The sequence below is a fragment of the Mesorhizobium erdmanii genome (genome assembly GCF_013170725.1).
Taxonomy (GTDB): domain Bacteria; phylum Pseudomonadota; class Alphaproteobacteria; order Rhizobiales; family Rhizobiaceae; genus Mesorhizobium; species Mesorhizobium erdmanii.
The window spans coordinates 1,740,278-1,766,071 of record NZ_CP033361.1 but is presented as its reverse complement, the minus strand read 5'-3'; the positions used below and the strand labels follow the sequence as shown (position 1 = coordinate 1,766,071).

Below are 25,794 nucleotides of genomic sequence, written 5' to 3'. Positions count from 1 at the left end.
TGCGACGAGTCCTGCACATGGGAGTCGCGGAAAATTGCCGGTTCATCCCCTGGCGAGCGAGCTCGCTATCACCGCTCCGGTGCCTCCTAGGAGGAGGTGGAAGAGCGGAGGCAGCAACTTGTCCAGAAATCTGTCTAAAGGAGACGAACAATGGCTGAAGCTGCTACCAAACTACCCGTGAAATCCGAGAAGAACGCTCCTGCCGCCCCCAGGTCGGATAACTGGATGGGGCCGTTCGAAAGTCTGCGTCGCGAAGTCGATCGGCTTTTCGACGATTTCCACCCCTTCGATTTCCGTTTGCCCTCCACGCGTTCGCTTTTCAGTCGCGACCTGCCGGCCCTGCGCAGCGATGCCTGGTCGGTGGCGCCGGCCATGGACCTCGTTGAAAAGTCTAACGGATTCGAGATCACCGCTGAACTGCCCGGCATCGACGAGAAGAACGTCGACATCAAGCTCACCAACCGCGTCCTGACGATCAAGGGCGAAAAGAACGAGGAGAAGGAGGAAAAGGAAAAGGACTACTATCTCTCGGAACGCCGCTACGGCTCGTTCCAGCGGTCATTCCAGTTGCCCGAAGGGGTCGACGCCGACAAGATCGACGCCAGCTTCACCAAGGGCGTGCTTACCGTGAAGCTGCCCAAGACCGCCGAAGCGCAGAAGGCCGAAAAGAAGATTGCCGTCAAAGCCGCTTGACCGCGCGAATGTTCGCTTCCTCAGCGCGACCGCACTGAGGAAGCCTTCGTCGAGTCAAGCTGCAGGGTCCTCGATCTTCGAAGGCCCGTCTTGCTCGGTAGCAGTATCAGCCTGATGAATCGCGATTTCGAGCTTGTGCTTTTCACGGGCAAGCAGAGTCTCGACCACCCGTCGCTTTTCCGGGTCGATTTCTCTGGCGAGCAGGTCTTCCAAATGGGCGATATTGGCCCTTGCGATGAACCGGTCCACGACAGTCCCTTCAATTATCGCTCAGACGCATGCGGGCGAGAGGTTACACCCAGCGCCGTCGGTATCCTACCCCATTTGTTCACTTGCAGGACTGGGGGCCTGGTCTAGGCTCGATTGACATTGCAGCGCGCCAGACGGCTTCGGAAAAGTCAAAGTCTGGTGCTCCAACGACGATTTCGGGATGGGCCGGCATCCCCACGTCGCGCGGCAAGGAGCGGCTGCGCATCACACCGCTGCCCTTTCATTCGGATGAGTTAATCGCCGCACGATGCGCTCGTGGAGACCTGGAATGCGCTTGGCAAACCGTTGTGCCCCGCCGGGCCGGCCGGCCGTCGCCAAGGGCGACCGGATTGTCCGGTTGCTGGTGAACAGGGCAGGCGGCTGAAGAACGCAAAAACTTGATCCGGCGCAATGCGCCCGGGTCGCGACAACGCAAGATGCAAACAGATTGAAGGATGACAACCATGACACATTCCGTTTCGCACGCGTCCATCACACATGCCGCCGAGCAGGCGCAGCAATGGGTGAACGAGCTCGCCAAGGATCTGGACTGGAACGAGCAAAGCGCCTTCCGCCTGTTGAAGGCGGTCCTCCACACCGTGCGCGACTGGCTGTCGCCGGAAGAAATGGCTGATCTGTCGGCTCAGTTGCCAACGCTCATAAGAGGCATCTATTTCGAAGGTTGGAACCCGGCCGAGCCGACATGGGAACGCACGAAGCGCGACTTCGCCATCTGCGTTCGCAACAGCTTTGGCTACGAGCCCGAGATCGACGTGGACAAGGCTATAGGAGCGGTGTTCCGGCTCCTCGACCGGCACATCTCCCACGGCGAGATCGTTCAAGTCCGCAATTCGATGAAGAAATCGCTGCGAGAGCTTTGGCCGAAGGATAAGTGATGTTTCGCGATCGTTGCGGCGCGGCGAACCCATGGCCGCCGAAAACCAGCGCACTGTTGACGCTCACGGATATCGACGCGGTCTAGATGGGTTACGGCACCCCGGCGGCCCGGGCGCTGCGCGCGTCGGAGCAACGGAGCTTTTGGGGAAGGATTTCTCCGCTGGCTCGATGGGGCCCAAGATTGGTGCCGCGACCGAGATCGCCAAGCAGCGCCGGGGCACCTGGTTTGAGCCTTGAGACTGACGCGAGCCGATTTCAGGTGATTTTCGCCACGCCGACGACATAGTTCTTGCCATAGGCCGCGGCGCATTTCGGGCAGGTCGTGTAGAAGAAATACACATCGGCAGCCTTGGGATTGCGTTGGCGCGCAAGCTCAAGCATTTCCTCGTGCCAGCCCCTCACCTGCTCGAACGCCCCTTCGAAAACCTTGGTGATGAAGTCGCCCGTGAGCGTGGTCATTTCCTCCCCCGGCACGGCTTTCGATATCGAGAAAAGATGCTCGCTTGTCCACGGCGACAGATCGCGGCTGAGAACGATATACTGGCCCTCGGCGGAGGCGCCGGCGTCGTCGATGTGCTCGCTGGCGCGGGCAAAAACGCTGCCCATGTTCACCGGAACATGCATGACGCTGTGGGTTGTGGCCCTCACGAACGGCTTGTCGGTGAAGTGCAATTCTTGATCGTCCCAGCCGCCCGGGTTGAATTTGGGGCAGCAGCCCGTCGTGTTGACGCTGGCGTCGTAGTGCGGTGTTTCGTTCGTCCGCATGACTACCTCCTGATGTGACCAGGCGGCAGCAGAGCAGCCAAAGACCTTGTCGGCATTGATCCCGGTCAACACGATGTGTCGCCAGTAGCGCTATTGATGCGCATCAAAGCCCATCGGCGATAGCACAGCTATGTGAATAGGTCTGACACCGGGAGACGACCATGGCTCACAAACAGGTACTGTTCCGCTCGGCGGCGCGCGAAAAGATTCTTCGCGGTACGACCCAACTTGCAGACGCCGTGCGAGTAACGCTCGGTCCGCGTTCGAAATCGGTTCTGATCGAAAGGAAATGGGGAGCCCCGATCGTCTGCAACGATGGAGTGACGATCGCCAAGGAAATCGACTTGAAGGACCCAGAAGAAAATCTCGGCGCCCGCATGTTGAGACAGGCAGCCGAGAAAACTGGCGACATGGTCGGCGACGGAACGAGCACAGCAACTATCCTTGCCCACGCGATATTCGCCGACGGCGTTCGCAACGTGGTCGCCGGCGCCAGCGCAATCGACATCAAACGCGGTCTCGACCGCGCGGCGAAGCGCGCGATCGAGACACTCAAACAGATTTCGCGCCCGGTCTCGACGAGGCGCGAGAAGGAACAGGTGGCGACGATCTCCGCTCACAACGATCCTCTCATCGGCCAGCTGATCGGCGAGGCCATGGAGAAGGTCGGGGGCGAAGGGGTCATCACGGTCGAAGAATCGAAGACCACCGAGACCGTTCTCGATGTGGTTGAAGGCATGCAATTCGATCGCGGTTTTCTCTCTCCTTATTTCGTTACTGATGCCGAGAAGATGGAAGCGGTGCTTGAGGATGCGCTCGTGCTCATCGTCGAAAAGAAGATCTCGACGCTCAACGATCTCATCAAGCTGCTCGAGGCCGTGGCCAAGTCAGGCTCGCCTTTGCTGGTGATCGCCGAGGATGTCGACGGCGAGGCTCTGGCGACGCTCATCGTCAATCAGATCCGCGGCACTTTCAAGAATTGTGCCGTGAAAGCGCCCGGCTTCGGCGATCGTCGCAAAGCCATGCTGCAAGACATTGCCATCCTGACGGGCGGGCAGTTGATTTCCGAAGACCTGGGCCTCAAGCTCGAGAACGTTGCAATGGCCCAGCTTGGGCGCGCGAAGCGGGTGGTCGTTGATAAGGACAACACCACCATCATCGGCGGCAGCGGCGACCAGAAGGCCATCAAGGGACGCGTCGAGCAGATTCGGCGAGAGGTCAGCGATACGACCAGCGATTATGACCGTGAGAAGCTCCAGGAGAGGCTTGCGAAGCTCGCCGGCGGCGTGGCCGTCATCAAGGTGGGCGCGCCGACGGAGGCCGAAATGAAGTCCAAGAAGGAAGCGCTCGACGACGCCATCAGCGCCACCAAAGCGGCAGTCGCGGAGGGCATCGTGCCTGGTGGCGGGCTGGCTTTGCTGCGCTGCATTGGCCCGGTCACCGAGGAAGAAGCGCGTTGCGAAGGCGACGAGCGCACCGGTGTCCAGATCCTGAAGCGCGCGCTCGAAGTGCCCGTGCGGCAGATCGCCGAGAATTCCGCCGTCGACGGCGGAGTGGTCATCGCCAGAATGATGGAAGGCAAGGGAAATTTCGGCTTCGACGCCGGCCGCAAGGAATATGTCGACCTGGTCGAGGCCGGTATCATCGACCCGACGAAGGTCGTGCGCATCGCGCTTGAGAACGCCGTCTCGGTCGCCAGCGTGCTGCTCCTGACGGAAGCAACGATGACCGAGATTCCGGAGCCGGCCAAGGAGCGCCCGCTTGAACCCGAAATGTCGATGTAGTTGGTCCGAATGATCTGAGGGACAGGAAGCGAAAACAGAGGCGCCACAACCAAACGGGAATGCAAAATGGCACAGCGAATGGACAAGATCGAGGTCGGCATGGATCTGGCCGTAAGATGCCGCGTTACCGACACCTGGCAAGACAATCTAGGCGACCAATGGGTCAAGGTCCTTATCGAGGGCCATGATAAGCCTGTGAAATTGAAGGCGGTCCACTTCTACCCCTTCGACGATCGCGACTTCGCCGGCGCCTAATGCGACATCAACACCGGCAAGCGCAGATCCGATAGTATCCCCTCGGTTGCCCCACCGAGCACGAAGTCTCGTATACGAGAATGGCCCCACCCACCCATGACAAGGAGGCTGCCATTGATCCTTATGGCATGATCCTCGAGCGCGGAGCCGATTTCGTTGTCGCCGGCGTGGATCGACGCGGCCCTGGCCCGGAGACCTCGTGCCGCGAGACCATTGGCCAGCCTATCCCCAGTATCTTCGCGCGGTAGAGCCTTCTCATCCGTCACGGTGATGATCGATATCGTCGATGCCCGTTCCAGGAACGGCCTGGCATCGGCCACGGCCCTTGCAGCCACGCGGCTGCCGTCCCAGGCGATCACCACATGATCGAGCGCACCGACATCTTCATCGCCCGGAAAAATCAAAGTCGGCCGACCGGAACTGAACACCACTTCCTCCGCGGTCGCGCGGATTGACTCGGTATCGCGTGTCCATCCCACCATGCAGAGATCAAAATAGCGCGCTTCCCTAGCGGCAGCTTCCCGCATGAAGGCTGGCTGAGCTTTCAGTTCCTGACAGGTCAAGGTCACCCTGCGTCGTGCAGCTTCGGCCGCGACTGTCTCCAGCAGGGCCTTGCCCCGATTCCTGCTGGCCGCATTGGCCTCGCGGATCTTCGCCGGGAGATCGAGCAACAAGCCCGACAAGGCGTTCGAGACGTCCGGAATGTCGGCATTGATGACCGCCGCATCCAGAGTGGCACCGAGTTGCTTGGCCACGGCCACCGCATTCGAAGCAACTTTCGGCCCCGGCGGGTCCGGATAAGTCGGCACTAGCAGGGATGTCAACAATTGCATCGGCTTGTCTCTTTCCGGGTTATGGGACAGGCTGCTAGGGCTATTCAGTTCGACAACAGCCTGTGGAACGAGCCCGAATTGAGCAGGGATCGTGTCGCGCCCCCGAAAGCCCATTCGCGGAAACGGCTATGGCCATAACCGCCGGCCACGATGAGATCGGCTCCGATACGATCGGCCTCGACGATGATCGAGTCGCCCACCGAGATTCCCTCGCCTTCGACGAAATGGGACCGGGCTGTCACACCATGCTTCATCAAATAGCGAACCACGTCCGCCACACTATCCCGCGCGGCCACCTTTCCTTCCTCGGCAGCGCTGAAGACAGTCACCTCCTTGGCATTGCTCAGGAAAGGCATCGCGTCGACCACCGCCCGCCGCGATTCACGGCAATCCTTCCAGGCGACCATCACCCTCTCACCCTTGAAGGCCGAGAGGCCGTCGGCTGCGAACAGAACCGGCCGGCCCAGGGACAGCACCAACGCGCCGGGATCGACGGTTCTTTGGTAGTCGCCGGCGGCAGCCGCAGTCGGCGTCCCGGTGATCACCAGATCGGCCGCGCGCGCGTGCATGGCAACGGCACGCGTGGGATCATCGAGTTCAGCGCGCCATGATGCTCGCTCGTCGTTGCCGACGACGGCGAGGAACTCCTCTTTGAGCTTCTTGATGCGCTCCTCGATTTCGTGGGTTCTGACACGCAGAACCTCTGCCACCAGTGGGGCGGATTCGCTCGGCGACACCAATGTGGAAGGCTCGGCCGCCACCAACGCGATCAGATCCGCCTCGAATTTCCTCGCGATCTCCTGCGCGAAAACGAGGCGCGGCCTTGCCGGTGCATCAATGTCGAGCTGGACCAGTATTGTCGTGTAGATCATATCCGGACTCCATCGGAGGCCGGTAGATCAACACGGTCCAGAGCTTTTTGCTTTGATGCGCGTCAAGTCCGGTTCAGTCGGAGCAAGACAGCCCGAGAGCATCGAGCCCTGCCGCAAGATGATCTCCCAGGAGCGGATTGCCGCAGAGATAGCTGGCCGTGTGTCTGTTGTGGGCGTCGGCGGCCTGCTGGCGAAGCTCGTCCCAATCGACCGCCGCACCGCTATCCCTGCCGAGCCACATCAACGCCACCAGGTCGATCTGCTCATCGATGGAGAGTTCAGAGATCAGCGAGACCAACTCTTCATGCACAGGATCATCGTCATGGTCCTGAAGCACCGCGATCTCATTGTCGTCCGTGGGATTCGATCCCGTATCCGGCTCGGTAACGGCGACCTTGACGTCGAATTCATGTGCCTTGGCGATTATGAAGCAGACTTTGCGACCGGGAACTGCCAACTCGCGCGTCTCAGTGTCTTCACTTCCGATTCCGCGTTTCATCCGATACCTCCTCTTCGTCTTCAGGGCCTTGACGTCCGCGAACGATGCGTTGCCCTCGCCACGGTCCCCGTGAGGCGGTGACCACGGTGCATCGGCCCTCCGGCTCTCCATCCTTCTCGTAGTGGATGACGACCCAATCGGACGTCTTGTCGAGCTGGTGCGCGAGTTGGGTGTTTGAGAACAGAGCCGTGAAATGCCAGCCGCCATGGCGGGCATGCAGGATGGGCAGCCAGGCGTCGCCAGTGGGATTGAAACGCTTCGGCGCTATCTTGCGCAGATGTCCTGCGGCGGCGCTGTCCCGATACATCCGGTCAACCTGCAAAAGCAGCGAAACAGGTGGGCGAGCGGCGTTGGCCTGCTGGGAAAATTTCGGCCTGCCGAGGCGTTCCGCGATAGCTGCGGCGATCATGCGCTTGCGGCGCGGTCCGAGGCCTTTCACGTGCAGTTTGCCGAACCGAACGGCATGTTCCAGCTCCTCCAGGTTCTCGATCTGGCCATCGGTGGCAAGCCGGCCTGCGAGCTTCGCGCCGATACCTGGAATACTCCGGAACAGCATCTCGGGGGCAAGTTCTCCCCGCAGGCGATCTAGTTGTGACCATCGCCCGGTGCCGACCATTTCCGCGATCGCGGCTGCGATCCCGGTTCCAACTGTGGGCAGGGAGACCAATCCCTCGCGGCCTTCCTGCAAGAGAATCTGATCGACCGGGCGATAAAGCGTCGAGATGAAATCGGCCGCGCGCCGGAAGGCCCTGGCGCGAAATCCGCCCTCGCCCTGCTGCGTCAAGAGGTCGGCACAGTCACGCAGCCTGCCTGCAACCATCAGATTAATGGCCGGCAGGCTTGGAGATGCCACAGCTGTTGGGGTAACAGCATCAACGCTGGCCTGAGTAGTCATCCTGAACTTCCCCGGCGGATCGATCAAAGAGCTACAATAAGGGAACAACCGCCGCATTCCTTGATGCGCATCAAGGCACGCCGCGCCTTTTGGCCGATCTGTTCGATGTGCTTCACGCGTTCCAATAGTGCATCCAGAGGTAATGTCAGATGATCGACCTGGCGGCAAAGGTGCGCTTCCTGAGCGATGTGAGGTCGTATCCTCGCCCGGCATTTTCCGTCGAGGCTCGGGAAACCCACATGTCATGGGTCTTCCTCACTGATGACCGCGTCTATAAGCTCAAGAAACCGGTCCGATATCCCTTCCTCGACTTCCGCGCGCTTGCTCGGCGGCGCTTCTTCTGCGAGGAGGAATTGCGGCTTAACAAAAAGCTTGCCGCCGACACTTATCGTTCCGTTATTCCGCTACGATGTGACCTGAGCGGACATCTCAATCTCGCGGGAGAAGGCCGGGTCGTCGACTGGTTGGTCAAGATGAAGCGCCTTCCCGAAGCCGACCTGCTTGACGCGAGACTGCGCAATGGACTCGTGACCAGGAGCGACATTCAGAAGCTCGGCGAGCTGATGGCCAGCTTCTATTCGGGTTGTCCGCCACAGATCGAAGACGGTGGTCTCTACCTGAAGAACCTCGCCAAGGAACAGGCTGTCAATCGAGCCATTCTCGGGCAGCCTGCGCTCGGCGTCGCAGATGCTGCCTTGCCCATACTTGACATAGCCGACGCCCGGTTTGAGGAACTTGCCACGAGGATCAAGGCGAGGATCGAGGAAGGCCGCATCGTCGAGGGGCACGGTGACCTCCGGTCCGAGCACGTGTATGTCGGCACACCGATGCAGGTCATTGACTGCCTCGAATTCGACCGCACCATGCGCATCGTCGATCCTTATGACGAAATCAATTATCTGGGTCTCGAATGCGCGATGCTGGGAGCAGGCTGGGTCCGAACCGTACTTCTCGACACGCTGGAGACGCACCTTGGCGCCCGCCCAGACGACGAAGTCCTGGCTTTCTACGGTTCATTTCGAATGTTGCTGCGAGCGCGGCTTTGCGTAGCGCACCTTCTCGATAGCGTTGTCCGGGATCCCAAAAGGTGGCCGGCGCTGGCGCTCGCTTATATAGCCGGGGCGAAGAGAGAACTCACCGCTCCATGCCTGCCAATTCGGAAATCGAACCGTTTACGTGCAGGCGCTTGATCGCCTCGGCAATCAGTGGCGCGATCGAAAGTATCTGCAACTTTGCTTCGTGACCGGATGTCACCTTCGATGGCGACCCCACGCTGTCGGTAGCCACAACGCGCCCGATGGCGGTGTCGGTGAACAAAGCTTCCGCGCCTCTGCTGAACAGGCCGTGCGTGGCTATGGCGTGGACTTCCTTTGCCCCGCGCTCCCGGCAGGCGTGAGCAGCGCGGATCATCGTGCCGCCGGTGCTGATCATGTCGTCGACGAGGAAGACGACTTTTCCGTTCACCTCGCCGGCGAACAGGTCGCCTGAGACGACGCCACGGCTCCGGCGCTTCTCCATGAAACCGAACCCCACCTCGTTGCTCATCGCCGCCTCGCATCTCTCCTTCAAGAGTTGCGCACGCTTCACGCCGCCCCCGTCGGGAGAGAACATCACAATGGGCTCGGCACCGGCCAGTTCGCGAAGCGCGGTCGGAAAGAGAGCTCCCGTATCAAGATGAACCGTTCGGCAACGGAAGGCGTTTTGAAACGCCGCGAAGTTGTGGACATCGAGGGTGACCAGGCAGTCGGTTCCGACAGCTTCGAACAACTGCGCCACATAACGCGTCGAGACGGGGTCGCGCGCTTTGGTTTGCCGCTCCTTGCGCGCATAGGCAAGATAGGGCGTGATCGCCGTAACGCGCGCCGCGCCGTTCTCCCGACATGTGGCGACGTAGAAGAGAAGCTTGAGCAGCTTGTCGTTGGGGGAGGCGCCGGCTTCGCCTGCAAGGCTTTGAATGACGTACACATCTTCGCCACGCACGCTAACGAGAGGTCTGGCCTTGTGCTCGCCGTCCTCGAAATCGCGCTCCTCATGGGGGTCGAGTTCAACTCCCAGGATCCGCGCGACATCGCCACCCAGCCGACCGGTTTCTCTCAAGGCAAACAAGCGCATGTTTTATCTCACCGATGCCACGTGATGCCCACCAGTTCGCCTTTTCATGTCTATCGATACCGTGCCAGCGGTCACCGAACCTTGATTTGGCTCAAACGGCTGAGAGCAAGGTTATCGCTCGAGGACATATGTTCCGGGCGCCGCACAAATCGTCTTCAGTTCGCCTGGAGTGCCGACCCGGTCGGCGGCAATCCCAGCGTTGGAATGGCGCGTTAGCCATTCAACCCAGGCCGGCCACCAGGAGCCATATATTCGGGCCGCGTTGCTCGCCCATTCATCCGCGTCCGGACGGACATCGTCGTGGTGACAACTGAGCCGCCGATAGGAACGGCGCGGATGGCCGGGCTCAGAGACGATGCCCGCATTGTGTCCGCCGCTGGTCAGGACGAAGTCCATGTCCGCGTCGATGAGATAAGTCAGCTTGAATACCGAGCGCCATGGCGCGACGTGGTCAGTCTCTGTCCCGACGGCAAACACCGGCGCTCGAATGTCTTCCAGATGAACAGGCCTGCCCTCGACGCAAAGGCGCCCCTCGACAAGGTCATTGTTCAGATAAAGCTGCCGCAAGTATTGCGACTGCATGCGGAACGGCATGCGGGTGGAGTCGGCGTTCCACGCCATGAGGTCGGTCATCGGAGCGCGCTCGCCGAGCAGATATTCGCGCACGATGCGCGACCATATCAGGTCCTGAGATCGAAGCATCTGGAAAGCGCCGGCCATGCGGCGCTGGTCGAGGGTGCCCTCGACCCACATCATGTCCTCGAGCAGCGTGATCTGGCTCTCGTCCATGAAAAGCCCGAGTTCGCCCGGTTCTTCGAAGTCGACCTGCGCTGCGAAAAGCGACAAGCTGGCGAGCCGCCGATCGCCGTCACGGGCCATCGCCGACGCGGCAATCGACAGCAGCGTCCCGCCCAGGCAGTAGCCCGCTCCATGGATACGACGGCTCCCAGTCGCTTTTCCGACCACATCCATGGCCGCCATGACACCGAGGTGACGGTAGTCGTCCAGGGACAACCCGCTCTGGTCGGCACCCGGATTGCGCCAGGAGATGCAGAAGACCGTGAACCCGCTCTGGACCAGGTAGCGGATCAGCGAATTCCGCGGCGACAGATCGAGAATGTAGTACTTCATGATCCAGGCGGGAACGATGAGGATCGGCTCTTCCATCACCGTGTCCGTCATTGACCCATAGCGGATCAACTCCATCAGTTCATTCTGGAAGATCACTTCGCCCGGTGTGGCGGCGACCTCGATACCCGGCCGGAAGTTTTCCGCACCAACCGGCGGCCTGTCGTCGGCCAGGCGAAGCAGGTCATCAATCAGGTTGTTGGCGCCGTTGACGAAATTGGCGCCTTTTTCCGTAATGGTCTTCTCGATCACCTCCGGATTGAGCGGAGGGAAATTCGACGGCGCGGCCATGTCGAGAATCTGGCGGCTGTAGAACTCGACCAGCCGCTCATGCTTCCTGGCGACTCCCGGAAGGCCTACGGTCGCGTTGTGCCACCATTGTTGGGACAGCAGGAAGGCTTGCTGCATGGCATTGAACGGAAAAACCTGCCAGGTCTGGTGCTGGAACCTTCTGTCTTGGGCCAACGGCGCAATGGTTGGGGCCGCAGTGCCCATTCCGAGTGTGCAGCGGAAAAGGAAGTCATTCAGCCTTGCCGTCTTTTCGATGGCTTTGGCATAGACCTCGCCTTGCTTACCAGGTGACAGGGCAAGATGCAGCATCCAATCCTGCCAAGCCTGCATCAGGCTGATAGGTGAAATGCCCGCGGTTGCAGTGGCCAACAACGCATGCGACAGCCGGTCGACATCTCGATAGATGCCCACGGCTTCATTGTCCGGCCGGGGTGTCTCGGCGAGGACTAACGCGCCCCCGACGGCATCCTGGTCAGACTTTCGCCGCATCCTCTCATGGCCCGCCTTGGGAACACCTGAGGCCGAAGGCCCATCAGCGGCCGATTTCCGCCCGCTCTTTCTTGATCGTAACATTTTAGGTTGCAAGCGTTGCCGCAGCCATATCGTCCATCGTGGTTTCGGCCTCTTGGCGCACCTGGCCGGCCGTCTCCGAAGCGAGCTTGGCGCCTATGGAAGCGAACTTGCCCGCCTCTTTGGCATAGTCGGACGTGGCATTCTGGACGAAGTTTGCGAACACGTCGAAGGCGTCGACGAACTCACCCTCTGTCAGTTTCTCGATCAGCTTCAGGTCATCCTCGAACCGCCGCTTGAGAAACGATACGCCTTCGATCTGGTAGCGCAGCAGCGCACGCATCGAATGCGCTTGCATCGCGGCGGTCGCTCGTATCAATTTTTTGCTGGTATTGGCGAAAGGCGGCAATTCCGGTGCACGAACGTCTTCTGGATACCAGATCATTGATGTCTTTCCTTCTTGCTCTTCGCTTCAATGCCTTTGTGCGGTTGGCGCGAGGGTGAAACGTGCCCAAAGCCTTGGCTTGCCGAGAGGTGTTTGCTTCTCCTGAACGTAGCCAGATCGAAATAGATCGCGGCGCCGGCTATGAAGACGAGGCAGAGCACGGCTCCCAACAGAAGAAAGTCTTGAGCGGACATTAAGACGCCCCTTGTTGATCTGTTTGAAGATCGCAGGGCGCTTTGAAGCGGACATTGATCCAGGTCAATCCAGGCGGATTGCCATCCGGTTCGCGCAATCGCCGGGCCCGCATTCCCAGCTTTGACCCTGATCAAGGCGAAGAACAGCATTGCCGGCGAGAAGGCGACGACAACAGCCCTGTCGAGATGCGAAGGAGGAATGGCTATGAAGGAACTGCCGCTCGCCGATGTCTATCGGCTCATCGAGCCTGGTCCAGTCGTTCTGCTCTCGACGCGATCCAGGCAAGGGCGCTCGAATGTCATGACCATGACCTGGCACATGATGGTGGCATTCACGCCGCCAACGATAGCGTGCATCGTATCGAGCAATGACCTTTCGTTCTTCGCCTTGCGTCAGTCGAAGGAGTGCGTGATCGCAATCCCCGCGGTCGGCCTTGCGGACAAGGTGGTCAAGGTCGGCAACTGCTCTGGCCGGGACACCGACAAGTTCGCAACGGCATGGTTGACGCCACTTCCCGCGGAACAGGTATCGGCGCCGTTGATTGCCGAGTGTTTCGCCAATCTCGAATGCCGCGTCGTCGATACGCGCATGGTCAACAAATACAATCTTTTCGTGCTGGAGGTCCTCAAAGCCTGGGTCGATCCAGGACAGCCGAAGCCGAAAACACTCCATCACATCGGCAACGGTGCTTTCGTGGTCGACGGCGAAGTGATCCACCTGGAGTCCAGCATGCCCTGAGTGTCGACGGACGCGACTTTGATCGGCATCAAGGCGAGCCCTGCCTGCGGTCATAGGGTCACTGATCGAGAACCAATGGGAGCGCTTGCCATGAGCTACAAGTCAATTCTGCTGAACCTGAATATCGATGATCCGATAGAACCGTTGACGCGGCTCGGGATCGATCTTGCCAAGCGTTTTGACGCCCGTCTGATCGGGTTCTGCGCCGCGGACGCTCCACTGCCGGTAACGATGGCGCCCGAGGGCGCGGCGATCGCTGCTGAGATTTGGGAAGAGGCGCGGGATGAAATCCGCCAACGGCTAAAAGATCGGAACAGCGAGTTCGATAGCCTGGTGGCAGGCACGCTAAAGACAGGGTGGCATGGGGCAATCGAAAATCCGGATCGGGCGCTGGCCAGAATTGCTCGCGCCGCCGATCTGGTTGTGATGAGCGCTTCGCAGGGTGTCCTGACGGGTGATTCCTACCGCACGGTTGACCCGGGATCGCTGGTGCTGCGCGCCGGCCGGCCGGTCCTCGTCGCGGCCCATGGCGCGGCGCATTTGCCCGCCCGCAGGATTGTGGTGGCCTGGAAGGACACACGTGAGGCGAGACGTGCGGTGGCGGACGCCGTGCCGCTGATGGTCATGGCTCACGAGGTCATCATTGTGGCGATCGATCGCGACCCGGACGATTGGATCAGGGACGGTGTCAGTGATGTGGCGAGTTTCCTGGCCGGGCACGGCATCAAGGCACGGACCGAAATCATCAAGGCGGACGATGATGAACGAAATCGCCTTGTCGATTTCTTTGCCTCGGTGAATGCCGAGTTGATTGTGTCGGGAGCTTACGGGCATAGCCGGTTGCGGGAATGGGCATTCGGCGGAGTTACCCGGTCGCTGCTGGATGAGGTCTGGCTCAATCGGCTGATGTCAAACTGACGCCCGCGAATCTCAGGTCATCCGATCGAGGGGCACATGAGGAGATCGCAGCGCTGAAAATGTTCCGTTGGGATTCATGGTGCGATCGCCAAGGTCAATGCGTCAACTGCGGGAAGCCCGACGGTGAAGGGACATCGGCACGGCTCATCCGTGCAACCGGGTGAGTTGGGCCGGCTTTGCCTGAAATAGCCCTGGGCCAAGCAATCAAAATTCGCGATCCGGCCGGCTCGGGCAGAGAGCAGTCTTATTCAGTTTGCCCAGGCTTGCCTGCCTCGTCATCAGGTGCTTCCAGCGGGTGGCGTAACTGCTTCCACTCTTCGGCAAGGAGCTCTCTCAAGAGCGTCCGCTGGCCGAGGTCCGTCTCCGTCTCCAAGCGCTTCTCGAAACGGCGGACATTCTCTTCATGCACGAACTTGTTATAGCGCGTAGGCATTACTTGGTCCTCCGCCGGCAGGGCCGGGTACTATTTGGGCTCGTTCAAGATCACGCGAGACATTGGCAGGACCGACCATTCCGGGGCAGCGCACGAGCCTTGATCCTTATGCTGTCGCGCCATCCCGCCCCCATTCTTATGCTTCGCGCGCCGGTCATCGAAGGATTACAAGAATGGCGAACTACCGTCCGCGCGCATTATATGTCTGCCTGCCGTTTCGGGGTGAAGCATGAGCCACTTTCAAGCGTCGGCTTGCTACTGCTTTCGGCGCGGATGGTTGCAATAGCATACGCCCGAAACGAGATGGCTACGAGTCAATTCGATAAGGGCTGAGGCCGATCACCCGAGCTTCAGTCGCAACCTGGAAAGTGGCGAGGCCAATGCCGGCACCTGCTTTTTGAGCTCCTGCGGCGGCGTAGATTTTGGCCTCCGCGGCTGCCGGCCTGGTGTACCGCCCGTAGAAGGCCATGGGCCGGTCCAAACATATCAGCCAATGCCAAGGATCCCCGTTTATGGGAATAATGGTGCTGTCCAGACTGAAAAGGTGCCAGTGCTATAAGCACCGACACCTTGAAGCGACGGGTGGCACGCGCTCTCCCGTCATTTCGCTGTCAACCGATCGTGATCCGGTCTTCAACGGTTTTCACGCCCGCTGCCGACCATGCGGCCCGCTCCGCGGCGCTACGTTCCGACCAGGCGCTTACCCGGCCCTCGAGCCTCACCGCACCATTGTCGAGGACGTTGACCTTGATCGCTTGCGCCTCAATTTCGGCATTGCGCTTCAGGGCACTCTCGATACGCTGTTTGATGTCGTACGTCGAAGGCCGCGGCTTGATCTCGATCTGGTTGGTTACGGTGATCACGCCGGCGAGGTGACGCACGGCGTCCTCCGCCGCGGTCTTCTGATATTGCCATTCGACCTTGCCGGTGAGCTTTACCCAACCATCCTGCACGCGGATCTGCACAGAGCCGTTGGGGATCGATGTGTTCCAGGCGATGGTGTTGACGGCGCGCTTGGCGATCTCGTCATCGGCGGTCTTGTTGGAGCCGAATGGACGCACTTCCATCTCCTGCGCGATGGCCTTGACGCCCTTGACGTTTCGCACCACGTCTTCGACCTTGACCTTTTGGGCATAGGTCGGGACGTGGCCAGTCAGCGTCACGACGCCGTTGTCCACTGCCACACCGATGTCGGCGGCATCGATGCTAGGCTCGAAGTCCAGTTCATCGATGATGTCTTGCTTGAGGGTGCTGTCACTCATTTTTCCACCTCACTGTTCCGGGATACTTCTTGCAACGTCGCAAGTCTGGTCCGTCGGTGGTGCGGTGACGTTGATCTGGGTCAAATACCGATCAGATTTCGTTGGGGACGCTGTAGCGGGCTACGTTTGTTTCCAGTCACGCAGGCTCTGCCGCGACCTTCCTGATCGGGGGAGCAATGGATGGCGCGCGGCGCAAAGGCTGGAAATCGTCAGGTGTGATGGTTTCGCGTTCGAGCAGCAGGCTGGCCCCCGCTTTGAGATCACCCAACCGTGACCTGAGCAATTCCTGCGCCGCGGCAAAGGCTTCGTCCAGCATCTGGCGCACCGCAACATCGACCTCCCGCGCGGTGGCCTCGGAATAGTCGCGCTGGCGCAGCGACCCGTCTCCCAGCCATTGCTGCTTTTGTTCCTCGAGCACCGCCTGCCCCACGGCGGAACTCATGCCGAAGCGTGTAACGCTCTGGCGCGCCACATCCGTGGCCTTGGCGAGATCATCGGCCGCGCCGGTCGAAACCTCACCATAGATGATATCCTCCGCTGCCCTGCCCGCCAGCAGCGCGACCATCCGCTCCTTCAGCTCACTTTCGGTGATCAGAAAGCGATCGTCGGTCGGACGCTGCATGGTGTAGCCGAGCGCGCCGATCGAGCGCGGGATGATTGACACCTTGTGCACGGGGTCTGTCTTGAGAAGCGCGGCCGCGGCAAGCGCATGCCCCATCTCATGGTACGCGACTCTCTCACGTTCTCCCGGATTGAGCAGCCTGCTCTTGCGTTCGGAACCAGCCACGATGCGCTCCACGGCGTTCGTGAAATCATCCATCGTCACCTTGTCGGCATTGCGCCGAGTGGCGAAGATCGCTGCTTCGTTGACCAGATTGGCAAGATCGGCGCCTGTGAACCCCGGCGTGATTGCCGCCACTTCATCGACATTCAAGCCCGGCGCCATCGCGACGCTGCGGACATGGACCTTGAGAATGGCCTCGCGTCCCTTCCGGTCGGGCCTGTCGATCACCACCTGCCGATCGAACCGCCCGGCGCGGGTGAGCGCCGGATCGAGAATTTCCGGACGGTTGGTGGCGGCAAGAAGCACAATGCCGACGCGAGGATCGAAGCCGTCCAACTCCGACAGGAGCTGGTTCAGCGTCTGCTCCTTCTCGTCCGCGCCGCCATAGCCCGCGAAGGGGCTGCGCGCTCGTCCGAGCGCGTCCAGCTCGTCGATGAAGATGATGCATGGCGCGGCCTGTCTAGCCTGCTCGAAGAGATCCCGGACGCGCGCTGCACCCACACCGACGAACATCTCGACGAACTCGGAACCGGAGATCGAGAAGAAGGGCACGCCCGCCTCGCCCGCCACCGCGCGCGCCATCAGCGTCTTGCCGGTGCCGGGTGGCCCGACCAGGAGAGTGCCCTTGGGGATGCGCGCGCCAAGGCGCCCATATTTGTCCTTGTCCTTCAGGAAGGAGACGATCTCCTGCAGCTCGAGCTTGGCCTCGTCGACGCCGGCGACATCGTCGAAGGTCACGCAGGTCTGCCTTTCAAGGTAAACCTTGGCCTTGGACTTGCCGATGTTGATCAGTCCTCCCATGCCTTGCCGCTCGGCGAAGCCGCGGAACAGAAACATCCAGAGCCCGAAGAAAAGCAGTGCCGGCAGGATCCATGAAAGGATGGTGGTCAGCCAGTTGCTGTCGGTGCCGCCCGACACCGTCACGCCGGCCTTCTCGAAGGCTTCGGCTGAGGCCGGGTCAACGCGTGCGGCGAGGAAAAGACCCTTGCCCTCCTGTGGCTCCTTGAATTGACCCTGGATGGTCGTCTCGGTCAGGGTGACCGAGGCCACCTTGCCTTCGCCGACCAGTCGCATGACGTCGCTATAGGAGAGTTGCGCGACATCCCGCCAACCAAGCCAGAGCTGGAACATTCCAACCAGGACCAGGGCGAGGATGAAGTAGCCGACGTTGAAACTGTGCTTCCTGTCCATAGCAGTCTCCAGGGTATCGTCCGGCAGTCTCAACCGGCTTGCCAAAGGTGAAGGGCCCGCTTGTCGGCCGATCGTTTCGCGGGCTGCGCTTGGGAGAGCCTTTCTGATGCGTTCCTTGCCCGTTCGCGAATGGCCAAGGGATCGCATTCGCAAATTGCCCCGGCATCGCCTTCCGAGAAGCCGCAGGCATCCAAAAGGACGATTGCTTCACGCTCGGCAGGACAAAGTGCGCGCAGGAGCGACCTGGCAGCGGTGCTGTCCATACCGCGGATTGGCGAGGGTAGCGTCGCCGGGTGCCTTGGAAGACGAGCTAGAGCTCTGGTGCTCTCATAACCATGAAACTCCCGGTGCATGAGATTGAATAGCCGCATTCGGGTATCGTACCCGGCGACGCGGGGATTGCCCTTGCAGGTGCCGAGAAGCACGATCTCGATCAGCGCGTCCGCGACATTCTGGTCGTCCACCAGGCAAATGGCGAATGCCCTCAGATGGGGAACAACCCCTCGGAGATCGGATGCCGAAGGGGTCATGACGGAACCTTTCATCGCCGAGATTTCAGCGCAGCCTATCGGCGCCGCGATCTCTAGGCTTTGAGCGAAATCAAGGAGTCTCGCATTTGTTGCGCCTACAAGGCCCTGGACTGAACGCCGAGTGACCGATGGACACTTCTCCGCTACCAAAGCCCAATTTCCTGATCGAAACCAAACGGTTGTCGAAGTCCTTCGGTGACCGGCCGGCAGTGGACCAGGTAGACCTTCGGGTCGGCGCCGGCGAGATATTCGGATTGATCGGACCGAACGGCGCGGGCAAGTCGACGCTCATCAAGATGCTGACGACGCTGCTGCCGCCAACCAGCGGCGACGCCTTCATTGCTGGCTTCGACCTGAGGCGGCAATCCAGGGATGTGCGCGCCGCCATCGGATACGTGCCGCAGCTTGTGTCCGCAGACGGCGCGCTCACCGGATATGAAAACCTTCTGCTGTCGGCTCGTCTCTACCTGATACCTCGCTCGGAGCGGGCAGCGCGGATCAAGGAGGCACTCGAGATGACCGGGCTCACGGAAGCCGCGGATCGTCTCGCGCAGCATTATTCAGGTGGGATGCTGCGGCGACTTGAGATTGCACAGAGCACCTTGCACCGACCCCGTCTTCTTGTCATGGACGAGCCTACCGTTGGCCTCGACCCAGTGGCCCGTGACATGGTGTGGGATCACGTGCGCGACCTGCGCGCCCGCCTTGGCACCACCATCCTGTTGACCACGCATGTCATGCAGGAAGTGGACGCGCTCTGCGACAAGGTCGGCATTCTTCATCGTGGCAAGCTGGTTGAAAGTGGCACGCCCGCCGAACTCAAGGCATCGATCGGACCCAAGGCAACCCTCGATGACGTCTTTGCCGCGGTTGCCGGCAAGGAAGCCGATGCGTCCGGGGACTACCGCGATATCCGCCAAACCCGCAGGAGCGCCGTCAGTGGCTGACCCGATCGACTCCCTTATGGGCTTCGCCACGCAAGCCTACGCCGTGGCGGATGCGGAGGTGAGGAAGCTTCGACACGACCCAAGCGAACTCCTTACTCGTGCCATCCAGCCAGCGATATGGCTGGTGTTGTTTGGCGAGGTGATGGCTCAGGTGCGTGGCCTTACCACGGATAACGGCCGTTATCTGGACTTCCTCGCACCAGGTATCCTTGCGCAGAGCGTACTGTTTGCCGCGATCTTCTACGGCATCGCCGCCATCTGGGAACGAGACCTTGGGGTGCTCCATCGCTACATGGTGAGCCCGGCGCCGCGCAGCGCGCTCGTCATCGGCAAGGCGGTATCCTCTGCCGTGCGCGGGCTTTCGCAAGCCGCCATGGTTTACCTGCTCGCCCTCCTGCTGGGCATCTCGGTTGACCTCGATCCCATTCACCTTGCGGCCGCCATCGGGATGATCGCGCTCGGCTCGGGATTGTTCTCGACATTCTCGCTTATCATCGCCTGCATCGTCAGGACTCGCGAGCGCTTCATGGGCATCGGCCAGGTGCTGACCATGCCGATCTTCTTCGCCAGCAACGCGATATATCCCATCGACATCATGCCGCGCTGGTTGAAGGTCGTTTCCCTCGCAAACCCGCTCACCTACGAGGTCGATGCGCTGCGCGCGCTCATGCTTGTTGGCAACACCAGCAGGTACGGGCTCGCGGCTGACTTCATCGTGCTCGCAGCCATCTCAGCAGTGATGATCGTGATTGCTGCGCGTATTTATCCACGCCTGACCATGTAACGCCCGATAACCCTGTCCTCACGATCCGCTGCAATGAACGTCATCGAAGAAGACACCAAGGAGGGCACCCTCTCCACCAGCCGGCCAAGTTTGATCGGCCGGCTGAAAGAGCATCCTCTCGCACGCGTCGGTCCGGGTCTGATCACCGGAGTTGCCGACGACGATCCGAGCGGAATTGCGACCTATTCGCAGGCGGGAGCTCAGTTCGGCCTCAACATGCTCTGGACGATGCCCCTTTGCTTTCCGCTGATGGCGGCGCTCCAGTCGATGTGCGGCCGCATCGGCCGCGTTACAGGCAAGGGACTTGCCGCCAACATAAAGGCGTTCTTCCCGCCGGTCGTACTCAGGGTCGTGGTTGTATTGCTGCTGGCGGCCAACACGCTGAACATCGCTGCCGACATAGCGGCCATGGGCGAGGTCGCGGAACTTGTCACCAGTGTCAACAGGCATCTGGCCACAGTGGGCTTCACTCTCGCTACCCTGATCCTGCAGGTGTTCGTTCCGTACCACCGCTATGTCAGCTTCCTCAAATGGCTGACCCTATCGCTTCTCGCCTACGCCGCCGTGCTTTTCATGGTCCACGTGCCTTGGAGCGAGGTGGCACTTCGCACCGTCTGGCCCAAGCTGCCACTGAACTCCGATACGGCTACGATGGCGGTGGCCATATTCGGCACGACGATCAGCCCCTACCTCTTCTTCTGGCAGGCGTCCGAAGAGGTCGAGGACATGAAAGGCGTCCCTTCTCTCCTCGAAGAAGCGACGCAATCCGATCGCGAACTGCGCCGGCTGCGCTGGGACACATGGAGCGGCATGTTCTACTCGGACCTGACATCCTATTTCATCATATTGGCAACCGCCGTAACGCTCCACGTCGAGGGTGTCACCAACATTGAGACCGCGGCACAAGCGGCCAGTGCACTGCGGCCACTGGCAGGCGATTTCGCCTTCGTCCTTTTTGCGGCCGGCATACTGGGCGTGGGATTGATCGGCGTGCCGGTGCTGGCGGGCTCGGCGGCATACGCGCTGGCGGAAACGATGGGATGGCAAGAGGGCCTCGAGCTGAAAGCCAACGACGCGCGCGGCTTCTACGGCATCATCGCCGTAAGCATCCTGGTGGCGCTAGTCATCCAGTATCTCCCCATCAGCCCAATGAAGGCCTTGTTCTGGAGCGCCGTCATCAATGGCGTTGTCGCGGTACCGCTCATGGTGGTCGTCATAATGCTGGCTTCAAGCCGAACCGTGATGGGGCCTTTCACTTCCGGCCGGCCGATCATCATTCTTGGCTGGATTGCAACGGCCCTGATGGCCGGAGCGTCGATCATGATGTTGTTTCCCAGCTAGACGGGGAGAGCGCGAGGAGATTGCCCACCGGGTCGCGTAGACCGCCGTGAAGCGTCGTCACAACAAGGAAGGGAACGGGTGGGTGCCGTTTTGAGTGACACTTTTCGATGCATTGATCGAGATCAAATGTTTCCCGTCATATTCAGTCATATAACCGCGATGAAGCATTCAGGATAATTGCACTTAATGAAAAACGCTGTTGCGAGGCTTGTCGACACATGCAACGCCGAAAGGACCAAGGGAACGGACTTTCCGACGATCTGGAGGGATATCCTGAAGGCGCATCCCTGCGTTCTTGGACAACCAGTCCAAGGTAGTGGAAAGGACGGCCCGGTTTTGAGCGTTCCTCTGATCACCGGTCAGTCTCTCGTCTTCCGGCGGTCACATTTTTCTCTTGTGTGAGAATTTGCCAGCAAGCGGTCCTTGCTTTGGCTGAGCCTGCCGAGACGGTTGATGCGGATCAAGGCCATTGCGCTTGCGAGCTGCTTTGATGCTGCTAGCAATCAATGGGAGACGCTAAAATGGTCGGTATCACCTTGAGTCCCGAGCAGATTCGAACCGCACCGCCGGAAGTTCGGCAATGGCTGGAAACCGAGATCGCGCATTCTCTGGGATTTGGTCCTGCAACTAAACCGGTGCCGCCGGACGCGCCGCATCTCGTTGCTTGCAGTCCGCAGGAGGCAGCGGCGATCTACGCCTCGATCAGGAGCATGCTGCCCGTCGTCAGCGTCTTCTTCGAATTCGCTCGTAAGGGGACAACGATCCACGATCAGGGCCTCGAGGCCTTCCGGCTTTCCGACATGCTGCGCAACACGCGTCTGCCCGATGCGCGCCACCTGACCGCTTGCCTGGAGGTGATCGACCGCGCCTTTCGCCTGGCGCGCAATGACGATCATGCCGTGCTTTCGGTTCTCGATCCCAGGGGCTACTGCATAATTGCTGAGGCGACCCGGGAAAGCGCCCTGGCTGTGTGGACGCAGGAAATGAACGCGCAGCAATTCCCGGATGGTCCTGTGCCTACCGGCGCCGAGGGTCCGCCGGCGGAGCCTTTCTCGACCTACGGAGCCTTGGCGCCCCAGTCCGTCCACCTTGGCCAGCCCTTCTTGGAACGGTCCGAGCAGAAGAATGGACAACGGAACTAAAGGACGTTCCCTCGATGGCGGCAGCCAAACGGAAGATCAACGGGATTTGACGGCCTTGCGAATGGCCGGATTGCGCCGGTCACCGGTGAGCCGGCCGTCGACCAACTCGATGATGCGGTCGCATTGTGCAGCGAGATCGTGATTGTGGGTTACGATCAGGAAGGTGGTGCCTCGCTCCAGGTTGAAGCGTCGCATCAATTCGAACACTCCCTGGGCGGAAGCCGTGTCGAGGTTTCCAGTCGGCTCGTCCGCCAACACCAGGAATGGGTTCATCGCCAGGGCGCGCGCCACGGCGATACGTTGCTGCTGCCCGCCTGACATGTTCAGGGCGCGGGTGTCGCGCCATTTGATGAGGCCGACCCGATCCAGCAGTTCGTCGGCGCGTCGTTCCATCTGGCCATCCGGCCGGCCGCGGTCGACGAGCATCGGCATGATGACATTCTCGCGGGCGGTGAATGCAGAGATGAGGTGATGATACTGGAACACGAACCCGATCGCGTGTCCGCGCAGGCTGGTCAGCGCCGATTCCGGCAGCGACGTCGTGTCTTCGCCTTGAATCAGCAGTCGGCCCGATGTTGGACGGTCCAGCAGTCCGATGATGTTGAGGAGCGTGCTCTTGCCGCAGCCTGATGGTCCCATCAGCGCCACGAACTCACCTGCCTTCATGGCCAGGTCAATGCCGTGCAGCACCTCGGTCTCGATCGGGGTGCCAACATTGTAGGATTTGCGGATCCCGTCGAGGACGAGGAGGTCAGCCACGGATCGCCTCCACCGGGTCGAGTCTCGCGGCCCGCAGCGCCGGGACCATTCCCGCGAGCACGCCCGTGAGCGTCGCCAGCAGAGCTGACGTCACGAACAGGCTGGGTTCGACAATCATTGGAAAGAGCTCCGCCCCATTGGCCTGACGCGCGTAGAGATGCCAGATAAGCAAGGCCACTCCACCCAGCGCGCTTCCGGCCAGCGACCCCAGAAAGCCCAGAATGCCGCCCTGGATGAGAAAGACCCGCAATATCTTGCCACGGGAGCTGCCCATGGCTCTCAGGATGCCGATGTCCTTGGAGCGCTGAAGCACGGAAACGACCAGGACGGCTGCAATGCCAAAGGCTACGGAGAGGCCGACGAAGCTGCGAATGAGAAGGCTGGAAAGGGTCTGAGCCCAGATCGCGGTGAAGAACTGCGCATTGGTCATGATCCAGCTCTGGGCTTTCACTGGAAGGACCGCGCCGATGTCCTGGGCGATGGTCTCAGCCGCGTAGACATCGTTGACCGTCAGGTCAATGCCTGTGACGCCCCCGATCAGGTTGAGCAGGCTTTGCGCCGTACGCAGTTGGACATAGGTGTTGCGCTCGTTGGCCCCTTTACTGCCAAGGTCGAAAATCCCCCGGATGGTAAGGATGCGGCTGCCTCCGGTTCCTGTTGTGACGTTCAGCTTGTCGCCGACAGTAGCGCCAAGATCATTGGCGAGATCGATACCGACGAGAATGTCGTCGGTCCCCAGGCTGGGCTCGCCGGCGATGATGTAGTCCGGCAGGCGCACGATCCGAAAATAGTCATCCGGCTCTATACCAACGACGCCGATGCTGCGGCTGGCATCGCCGCGCACCGCCAGCGCCGAGCCGGAGACGGAAGGCGTCGCGACGACAATGTCGGACCGGGCCCGCATCCGGGTCAAGATCGTCTGCCATTGGTCGACAGAGAGTACGCGCTGCGTAGGGCGCTGGACGATGGCCGCCTCTATCACCCCCTCCTCCTGCCGCAGCGGGCGCGCTACTTCATCGGGGGGCTGAAGTTCGATCTGTGGCTGCGAAGTAAGCACTCGGTTGGTGAAATTGGTCTGCACACTCGTCAGCATCGCCGACATGAAGACAATCACAGCCACGCCGATCGCTATGCCGCCCAGGATGAACCCGGTCTGCATGCGCCCCTCGCCCAGGAAACGGAGCGCGGCGATCCAGGCGAATGTCAGCCAGCGCCTCATGAACTCACCGGTCGAACGCGCTGGCCAGCACGAACACCGGCCGCGATTGGCACCACGAGATCGCCCCGACCGAGGCCGCTCAAGATCTCGACCTGGTCGCTGGCACGCAGCCCGATTTGCACCGCCTGCTGGCGCGCTCGACCATCGCGCACGACAAGCACCCAAGGCGAGGCCGAGGTGGGATCGTGGACGACGCGCGCCGGAACAATAAGCGTCGATGGGCGACGGTCGACCGCGATATCAACCGATACGGTCATGTCTTGCCGCAGATAGGCCGGCGGGTTCGCGACGGTAAGCTTGACCTCGACCGAAGCCCGCGCGATGTCGACCGATGGATTTATATACGTCACCTTGGCGTCGAAGCGTTGGTCGGGATATGCATCGGCCGATGCCTGAGCGCTTTGGCCCAGAGCGAGAAGTCCCAGGTTCTTTTCGTCGATCTGCAGTACGAGCTGGATGTCACCGGCCGGCGCCAACACAAGGAGCGCCCCTCCCGGCTGGACGACGGCGCCGCGCTCGACGTTGCGAGTGATCAGGACACCGTCGCGCGGCGACGTGATGGTGGCGTAGCCTAGCCGGGCCCGGGCAGTGGCGAGATTTGCTTTGGCCTGATTGAGCTCGGTCTCGGCCATCACGTAGTCGCTTCCGCCAGGCTGAGACGTATAAACCTGCAGTTCGGCGGTGCGCACCTGCGTGTGCGCGACGTCGAGATCCTTGGTGGCCCCGTCCAACGTTTCCTTGGTCCCGAAACCAGACTTGAACAGATCTTCCGCGCGCTGATAGGCGGCTTGCGCATCAGTTAGCGTTGCCTGGGACTGCTTGAGTGCCTCTTGCGCCGCCGGCAGGGTAAGTTCACGCATCTGGCGCACCCTCGCCTCGGCCTGCGCCACCGCGCCCTCGGCGACCACCACGGTTGCCTTGAGCTCGCCGGGTTCAAGCGCGATCAACGGCAGTCCCTCCCTGACACTCTGCCCTTCGTCCACCAGCACATCCTGGACCGTTCCGGTGATCTGGCTGCCGATGTTGACGCGGAACGGCGTCTCGACATGGCCACTGGCCACCACCGTCCTCACCAGATCTCCGCGCATGACGGGATAGACGGCAACTTCGGGGCCGATGAGCCAGCGCGCGAGACCCCACCCTGCCACGGCGATGACAATCAGAAGTCCACCGACAAGCCATCTGTTGGCCGACAGGAAGTCGAGAAGTGTTCGCCGCGCTGATCCCGGCGCGGTAGCGGGATTGAATTGGGTGTTGGTTTGCAGCATCGCGGCCCCGTCCGAAAACGTTCCTTTGAGTACTAGGCCGAATCGCTTCGGATGC

At 60.8% G+C, this 25,794-nt stretch carries 27 protein-coding genes; 11 read left to right on the top strand and 16 right to left on the bottom strand.

The genetic code is table 11. From position 1 onward, the window contains the following. Positions 1-150 precede the first annotated feature (150 nt). Positions 151-693 carry an Hsp20/alpha crystallin family protein gene (locus tag EB233_RS08530; protein ID WP_064992339.1) on the top strand — a complete coding sequence of 181 codons (543 nt, stop codon included), beginning with the start codon at positions 151-153 and terminating at the stop codon, positions 691-693. A gap of 54 nt (positions 694-747) precedes the next feature. On the opposite strand, the gene EB233_RS08525 is transcribed toward EB233_RS08530, so the two are convergent. Further along, positions 748-942: a hypothetical protein gene (locus tag EB233_RS08525; protein ID WP_064992340.1), complete on the bottom strand. Its 195-nt coding sequence runs from the start codon at positions 940-942 to the stop codon at positions 748-750. A 464-nt stretch (positions 943-1,406) separates the two neighbouring features. Between EB233_RS08525 and EB233_RS08520 the strand changes: the two genes are divergently transcribed. Continuing rightward, positions 1,407-1,838 (top strand): DUF2267 domain-containing protein, encoded by a 432-nt coding sequence (locus EB233_RS08520; protein ID WP_064992485.1) that lies wholly within the window; start codon positions 1,407-1,409, stop codon positions 1,836-1,838. Between the two features lie 256 nt (positions 1,839-2,094). On the opposite strand, the gene EB233_RS08515 is transcribed toward EB233_RS08520, so the two are convergent. Further along, the gene (locus tag EB233_RS08515) at positions 2,095-2,676 is read right to left on the bottom strand and encodes a hydrolase (RefSeq protein WP_244277837.1); all 582 of its coding nucleotides are present in this window, start codon (positions 2,674-2,676) and stop codon (positions 2,095-2,097) included. An 89-nt stretch (positions 2,677-2,765) separates the two neighbouring features. Here EB233_RS08515 and groL point away from each other — a divergent pair, with 89 nt between their 5' ends. Beyond that, entirely contained in the window at positions 2,766-4,388 is a 1,623-nt protein-coding gene (gene groL / locus EB233_RS08510) for a chaperonin GroEL (RefSeq protein WP_064992341.1), read from the top strand. A gap of 66 nt (positions 4,389-4,454) precedes the next feature. Then, positions 4,455-4,643, top strand: coding sequence for a hypothetical protein (locus EB233_RS08505; protein WP_027054313.1), 189 nt, complete (start codon positions 4,455-4,457; stop codon positions 4,641-4,643). Here EB233_RS08505 and EB233_RS08500 read toward each other — a convergent pair. The 4 genes from EB233_RS08500 to EB233_RS08485 form a co-directional block, all read right to left on the bottom strand. After that, a complete protein-coding gene (locus tag EB233_RS08500) occupies positions 4,640-5,476 on the bottom strand; it encodes a universal stress protein (RefSeq protein ID WP_064992342.1) in 837 nt (278 codons plus the stop codon). The genes EB233_RS08505 and EB233_RS08500 overlap by 4 nt on opposite strands. A gap of 44 nt (positions 5,477-5,520) precedes the next feature. Further along, on the bottom strand, positions 5,521-6,348 hold the full coding sequence (locus EB233_RS08495; RefSeq protein WP_064992343.1) for a universal stress protein: 828 nt from the start codon (positions 6,346-6,348) through the stop codon (positions 5,521-5,523). Between the two features lie 73 nt (positions 6,349-6,421). Beyond that, positions 6,422-6,847 (bottom strand): DUF3775 domain-containing protein, encoded by a 426-nt coding sequence (locus EB233_RS08490; protein WP_081294377.1) that lies wholly within the window; start codon positions 6,845-6,847, stop codon positions 6,422-6,424. Beyond that, positions 6,825-7,742 (bottom strand): DNA-binding protein, encoded by a 918-nt coding sequence (locus EB233_RS08485; RefSeq protein ID WP_081294389.1) that lies wholly within the window; start codon positions 7,740-7,742, stop codon positions 6,825-6,827. The genes EB233_RS08490 and EB233_RS08485 overlap by 23 nt, the downstream gene beginning before the upstream one ends. Before the next feature lie 149 nt (positions 7,743-7,891). Between EB233_RS08485 and EB233_RS08480 the strand changes: the two genes are divergently transcribed. Next, entirely contained in the window at positions 7,892-8,932 is a 1,041-nt protein-coding gene (locus EB233_RS08480) for a hypothetical protein (RefSeq protein WP_064992345.1), read from the top strand. Here EB233_RS08480 and EB233_RS08475 read toward each other — a convergent pair. The 3 genes from EB233_RS08475 to EB233_RS08465 form a co-directional block, all read right to left on the bottom strand. Next, complete coding sequence (locus EB233_RS08475) at positions 8,877-9,854, bottom strand: ribose-phosphate diphosphokinase (RefSeq protein WP_064992346.1); 978 nt, start codon at positions 9,852-9,854, stop codon at positions 8,877-8,879. The two genes, EB233_RS08480 and EB233_RS08475, sit on opposite strands and share 56 nt — an antisense overlap. A 111-nt stretch (positions 9,855-9,965) precedes the next feature. Beyond that, entirely contained in the window at positions 9,966-11,684 is a 1,719-nt protein-coding gene (locus EB233_RS08470; RefSeq protein ID WP_064992487.1) for a PHA/PHB synthase family protein, read from the bottom strand. A 163-nt stretch (positions 11,685-11,847) separates the two neighbouring features. Beyond that, positions 11,848-12,192, bottom strand: coding sequence for a hypothetical protein (locus EB233_RS08465; RefSeq protein ID WP_032917720.1), 345 nt, complete (start codon positions 12,190-12,192; stop codon positions 11,848-11,850). A gap of 435 nt (positions 12,193-12,627) precedes the next feature. Between EB233_RS08465 and EB233_RS08460 the strand changes: the two genes are divergently transcribed. Together EB233_RS08460 and EB233_RS08455 are read left to right on the top strand one after the other, a co-directional pair. Then, complete coding sequence (locus EB233_RS08460; RefSeq protein WP_064992489.1) at positions 12,628-13,161, top strand: flavin reductase family protein; 534 nt, start codon at positions 12,628-12,630, stop codon at positions 13,159-13,161. A 90-nt stretch (positions 13,162-13,251) separates the two neighbouring features. Beyond that, positions 13,252-14,079, top strand: a complete 828-nt coding sequence (locus EB233_RS08455; protein WP_064992348.1) for a universal stress protein — start codon at positions 13,252-13,254, stop codon at positions 14,077-14,079. Between the two features lie 244 nt (positions 14,080-14,323). Here EB233_RS08455 and EB233_RS08450 read toward each other — a convergent pair whose 3' ends face one another. From EB233_RS08450 to EB233_RS08435, 4 genes are all read right to left on the bottom strand, one after another. Next, positions 14,324-14,512, bottom strand: a complete 189-nt coding sequence (locus EB233_RS08450; protein WP_064992349.1) for a hypothetical protein — start codon at positions 14,510-14,512, stop codon at positions 14,324-14,326. Positions 14,513-15,123: 611 nt separating this feature from the next. After that, the gene (locus EB233_RS08445; protein WP_064992350.1) at positions 15,124-15,774 is read right to left on the bottom strand and encodes a BON domain-containing protein; all 651 of its coding nucleotides are present in this window, start codon (positions 15,772-15,774) and stop codon (positions 15,124-15,126) included. 136 nt (positions 15,775-15,910) lie between these two features. Further along, complete coding sequence (gene ftsH, locus EB233_RS08440; RefSeq protein ID WP_064992351.1) at positions 15,911-17,749, bottom strand: ATP-dependent zinc metalloprotease FtsH; 1,839 nt, start codon at positions 17,747-17,749, stop codon at positions 15,911-15,913. Positions 17,750-17,778: 29 nt separating this feature from the next. Continuing rightward, a complete protein-coding gene (locus EB233_RS08435; protein WP_155765464.1) occupies positions 17,779-18,294 on the bottom strand; it encodes a hypothetical protein in 516 nt (171 codons plus the stop codon). Between the two features lie 113 nt (positions 18,295-18,407). Between EB233_RS08435 and EB233_RS08430 the strand changes: the two genes are divergently transcribed. The 4 genes from EB233_RS08430 (at position 18,408) to EB233_RS08415 (ending at position 22,493) form a co-directional block, all read left to right on the top strand. Then, positions 18,408-19,226, top strand: coding sequence for an ABC transporter ATP-binding protein (locus tag EB233_RS08430; protein WP_064992353.1), 819 nt, complete (start codon positions 18,408-18,410; stop codon positions 19,224-19,226). Then, positions 19,219-20,010: an ABC transporter permease gene (locus EB233_RS08425; RefSeq protein WP_208986344.1), complete on the top strand. Its 792-nt coding sequence runs from the start codon at positions 19,219-19,221 to the stop codon at positions 20,008-20,010. The genes EB233_RS08430 and EB233_RS08425 overlap by 8 nt, the downstream gene beginning before the upstream one ends. A gap of 90 nt (positions 20,011-20,100) precedes the next feature. Then, positions 20,101-21,351, top strand: coding sequence for an NRAMP family divalent metal transporter (locus tag EB233_RS08420; protein WP_246298424.1), 1,251 nt, complete (start codon positions 20,101-20,103; stop codon positions 21,349-21,351). 521 nt (positions 21,352-21,872) lie between these two features. Then, positions 21,873-22,493, top strand: coding sequence for a hypothetical protein (locus tag EB233_RS08415; protein ID WP_155765465.1), 621 nt, complete (start codon positions 21,873-21,875; stop codon positions 22,491-22,493). 36 nt (positions 22,494-22,529) lie between these two features. Here the strand turns inward: EB233_RS08415 and EB233_RS08410 are convergent, their stop codons facing one another. Genes EB233_RS08410 through EB233_RS08400 form a run of 3 tightly spaced genes read right to left on the bottom strand, consistent with a single transcriptional unit; the run spans position 22,530 to position 25,739 of the window. After that, complete coding sequence (locus tag EB233_RS08410; RefSeq protein WP_064992357.1) at positions 22,530-23,252, bottom strand: ABC transporter ATP-binding protein; 723 nt, start codon at positions 23,250-23,252, stop codon at positions 22,530-22,532. Then, positions 23,245-24,471: an ABC transporter permease gene (locus EB233_RS08405; protein WP_064992358.1), complete on the bottom strand. Its 1,227-nt coding sequence runs from the start codon at positions 24,469-24,471 to the stop codon at positions 23,245-23,247. The genes EB233_RS08410 and EB233_RS08405 overlap by 8 nt, the downstream gene beginning before the upstream one ends. After that, complete coding sequence (locus EB233_RS08400) at positions 24,468-25,739, bottom strand: efflux RND transporter periplasmic adaptor subunit (RefSeq protein ID WP_064992359.1); 1,272 nt, start codon at positions 25,737-25,739, stop codon at positions 24,468-24,470. Before EB233_RS08400 ends, EB233_RS08405 begins: the two co-directional genes overlap by 4 nt. Between the last annotated feature and the right edge of the window lie 55 nt (positions 25,740-25,794).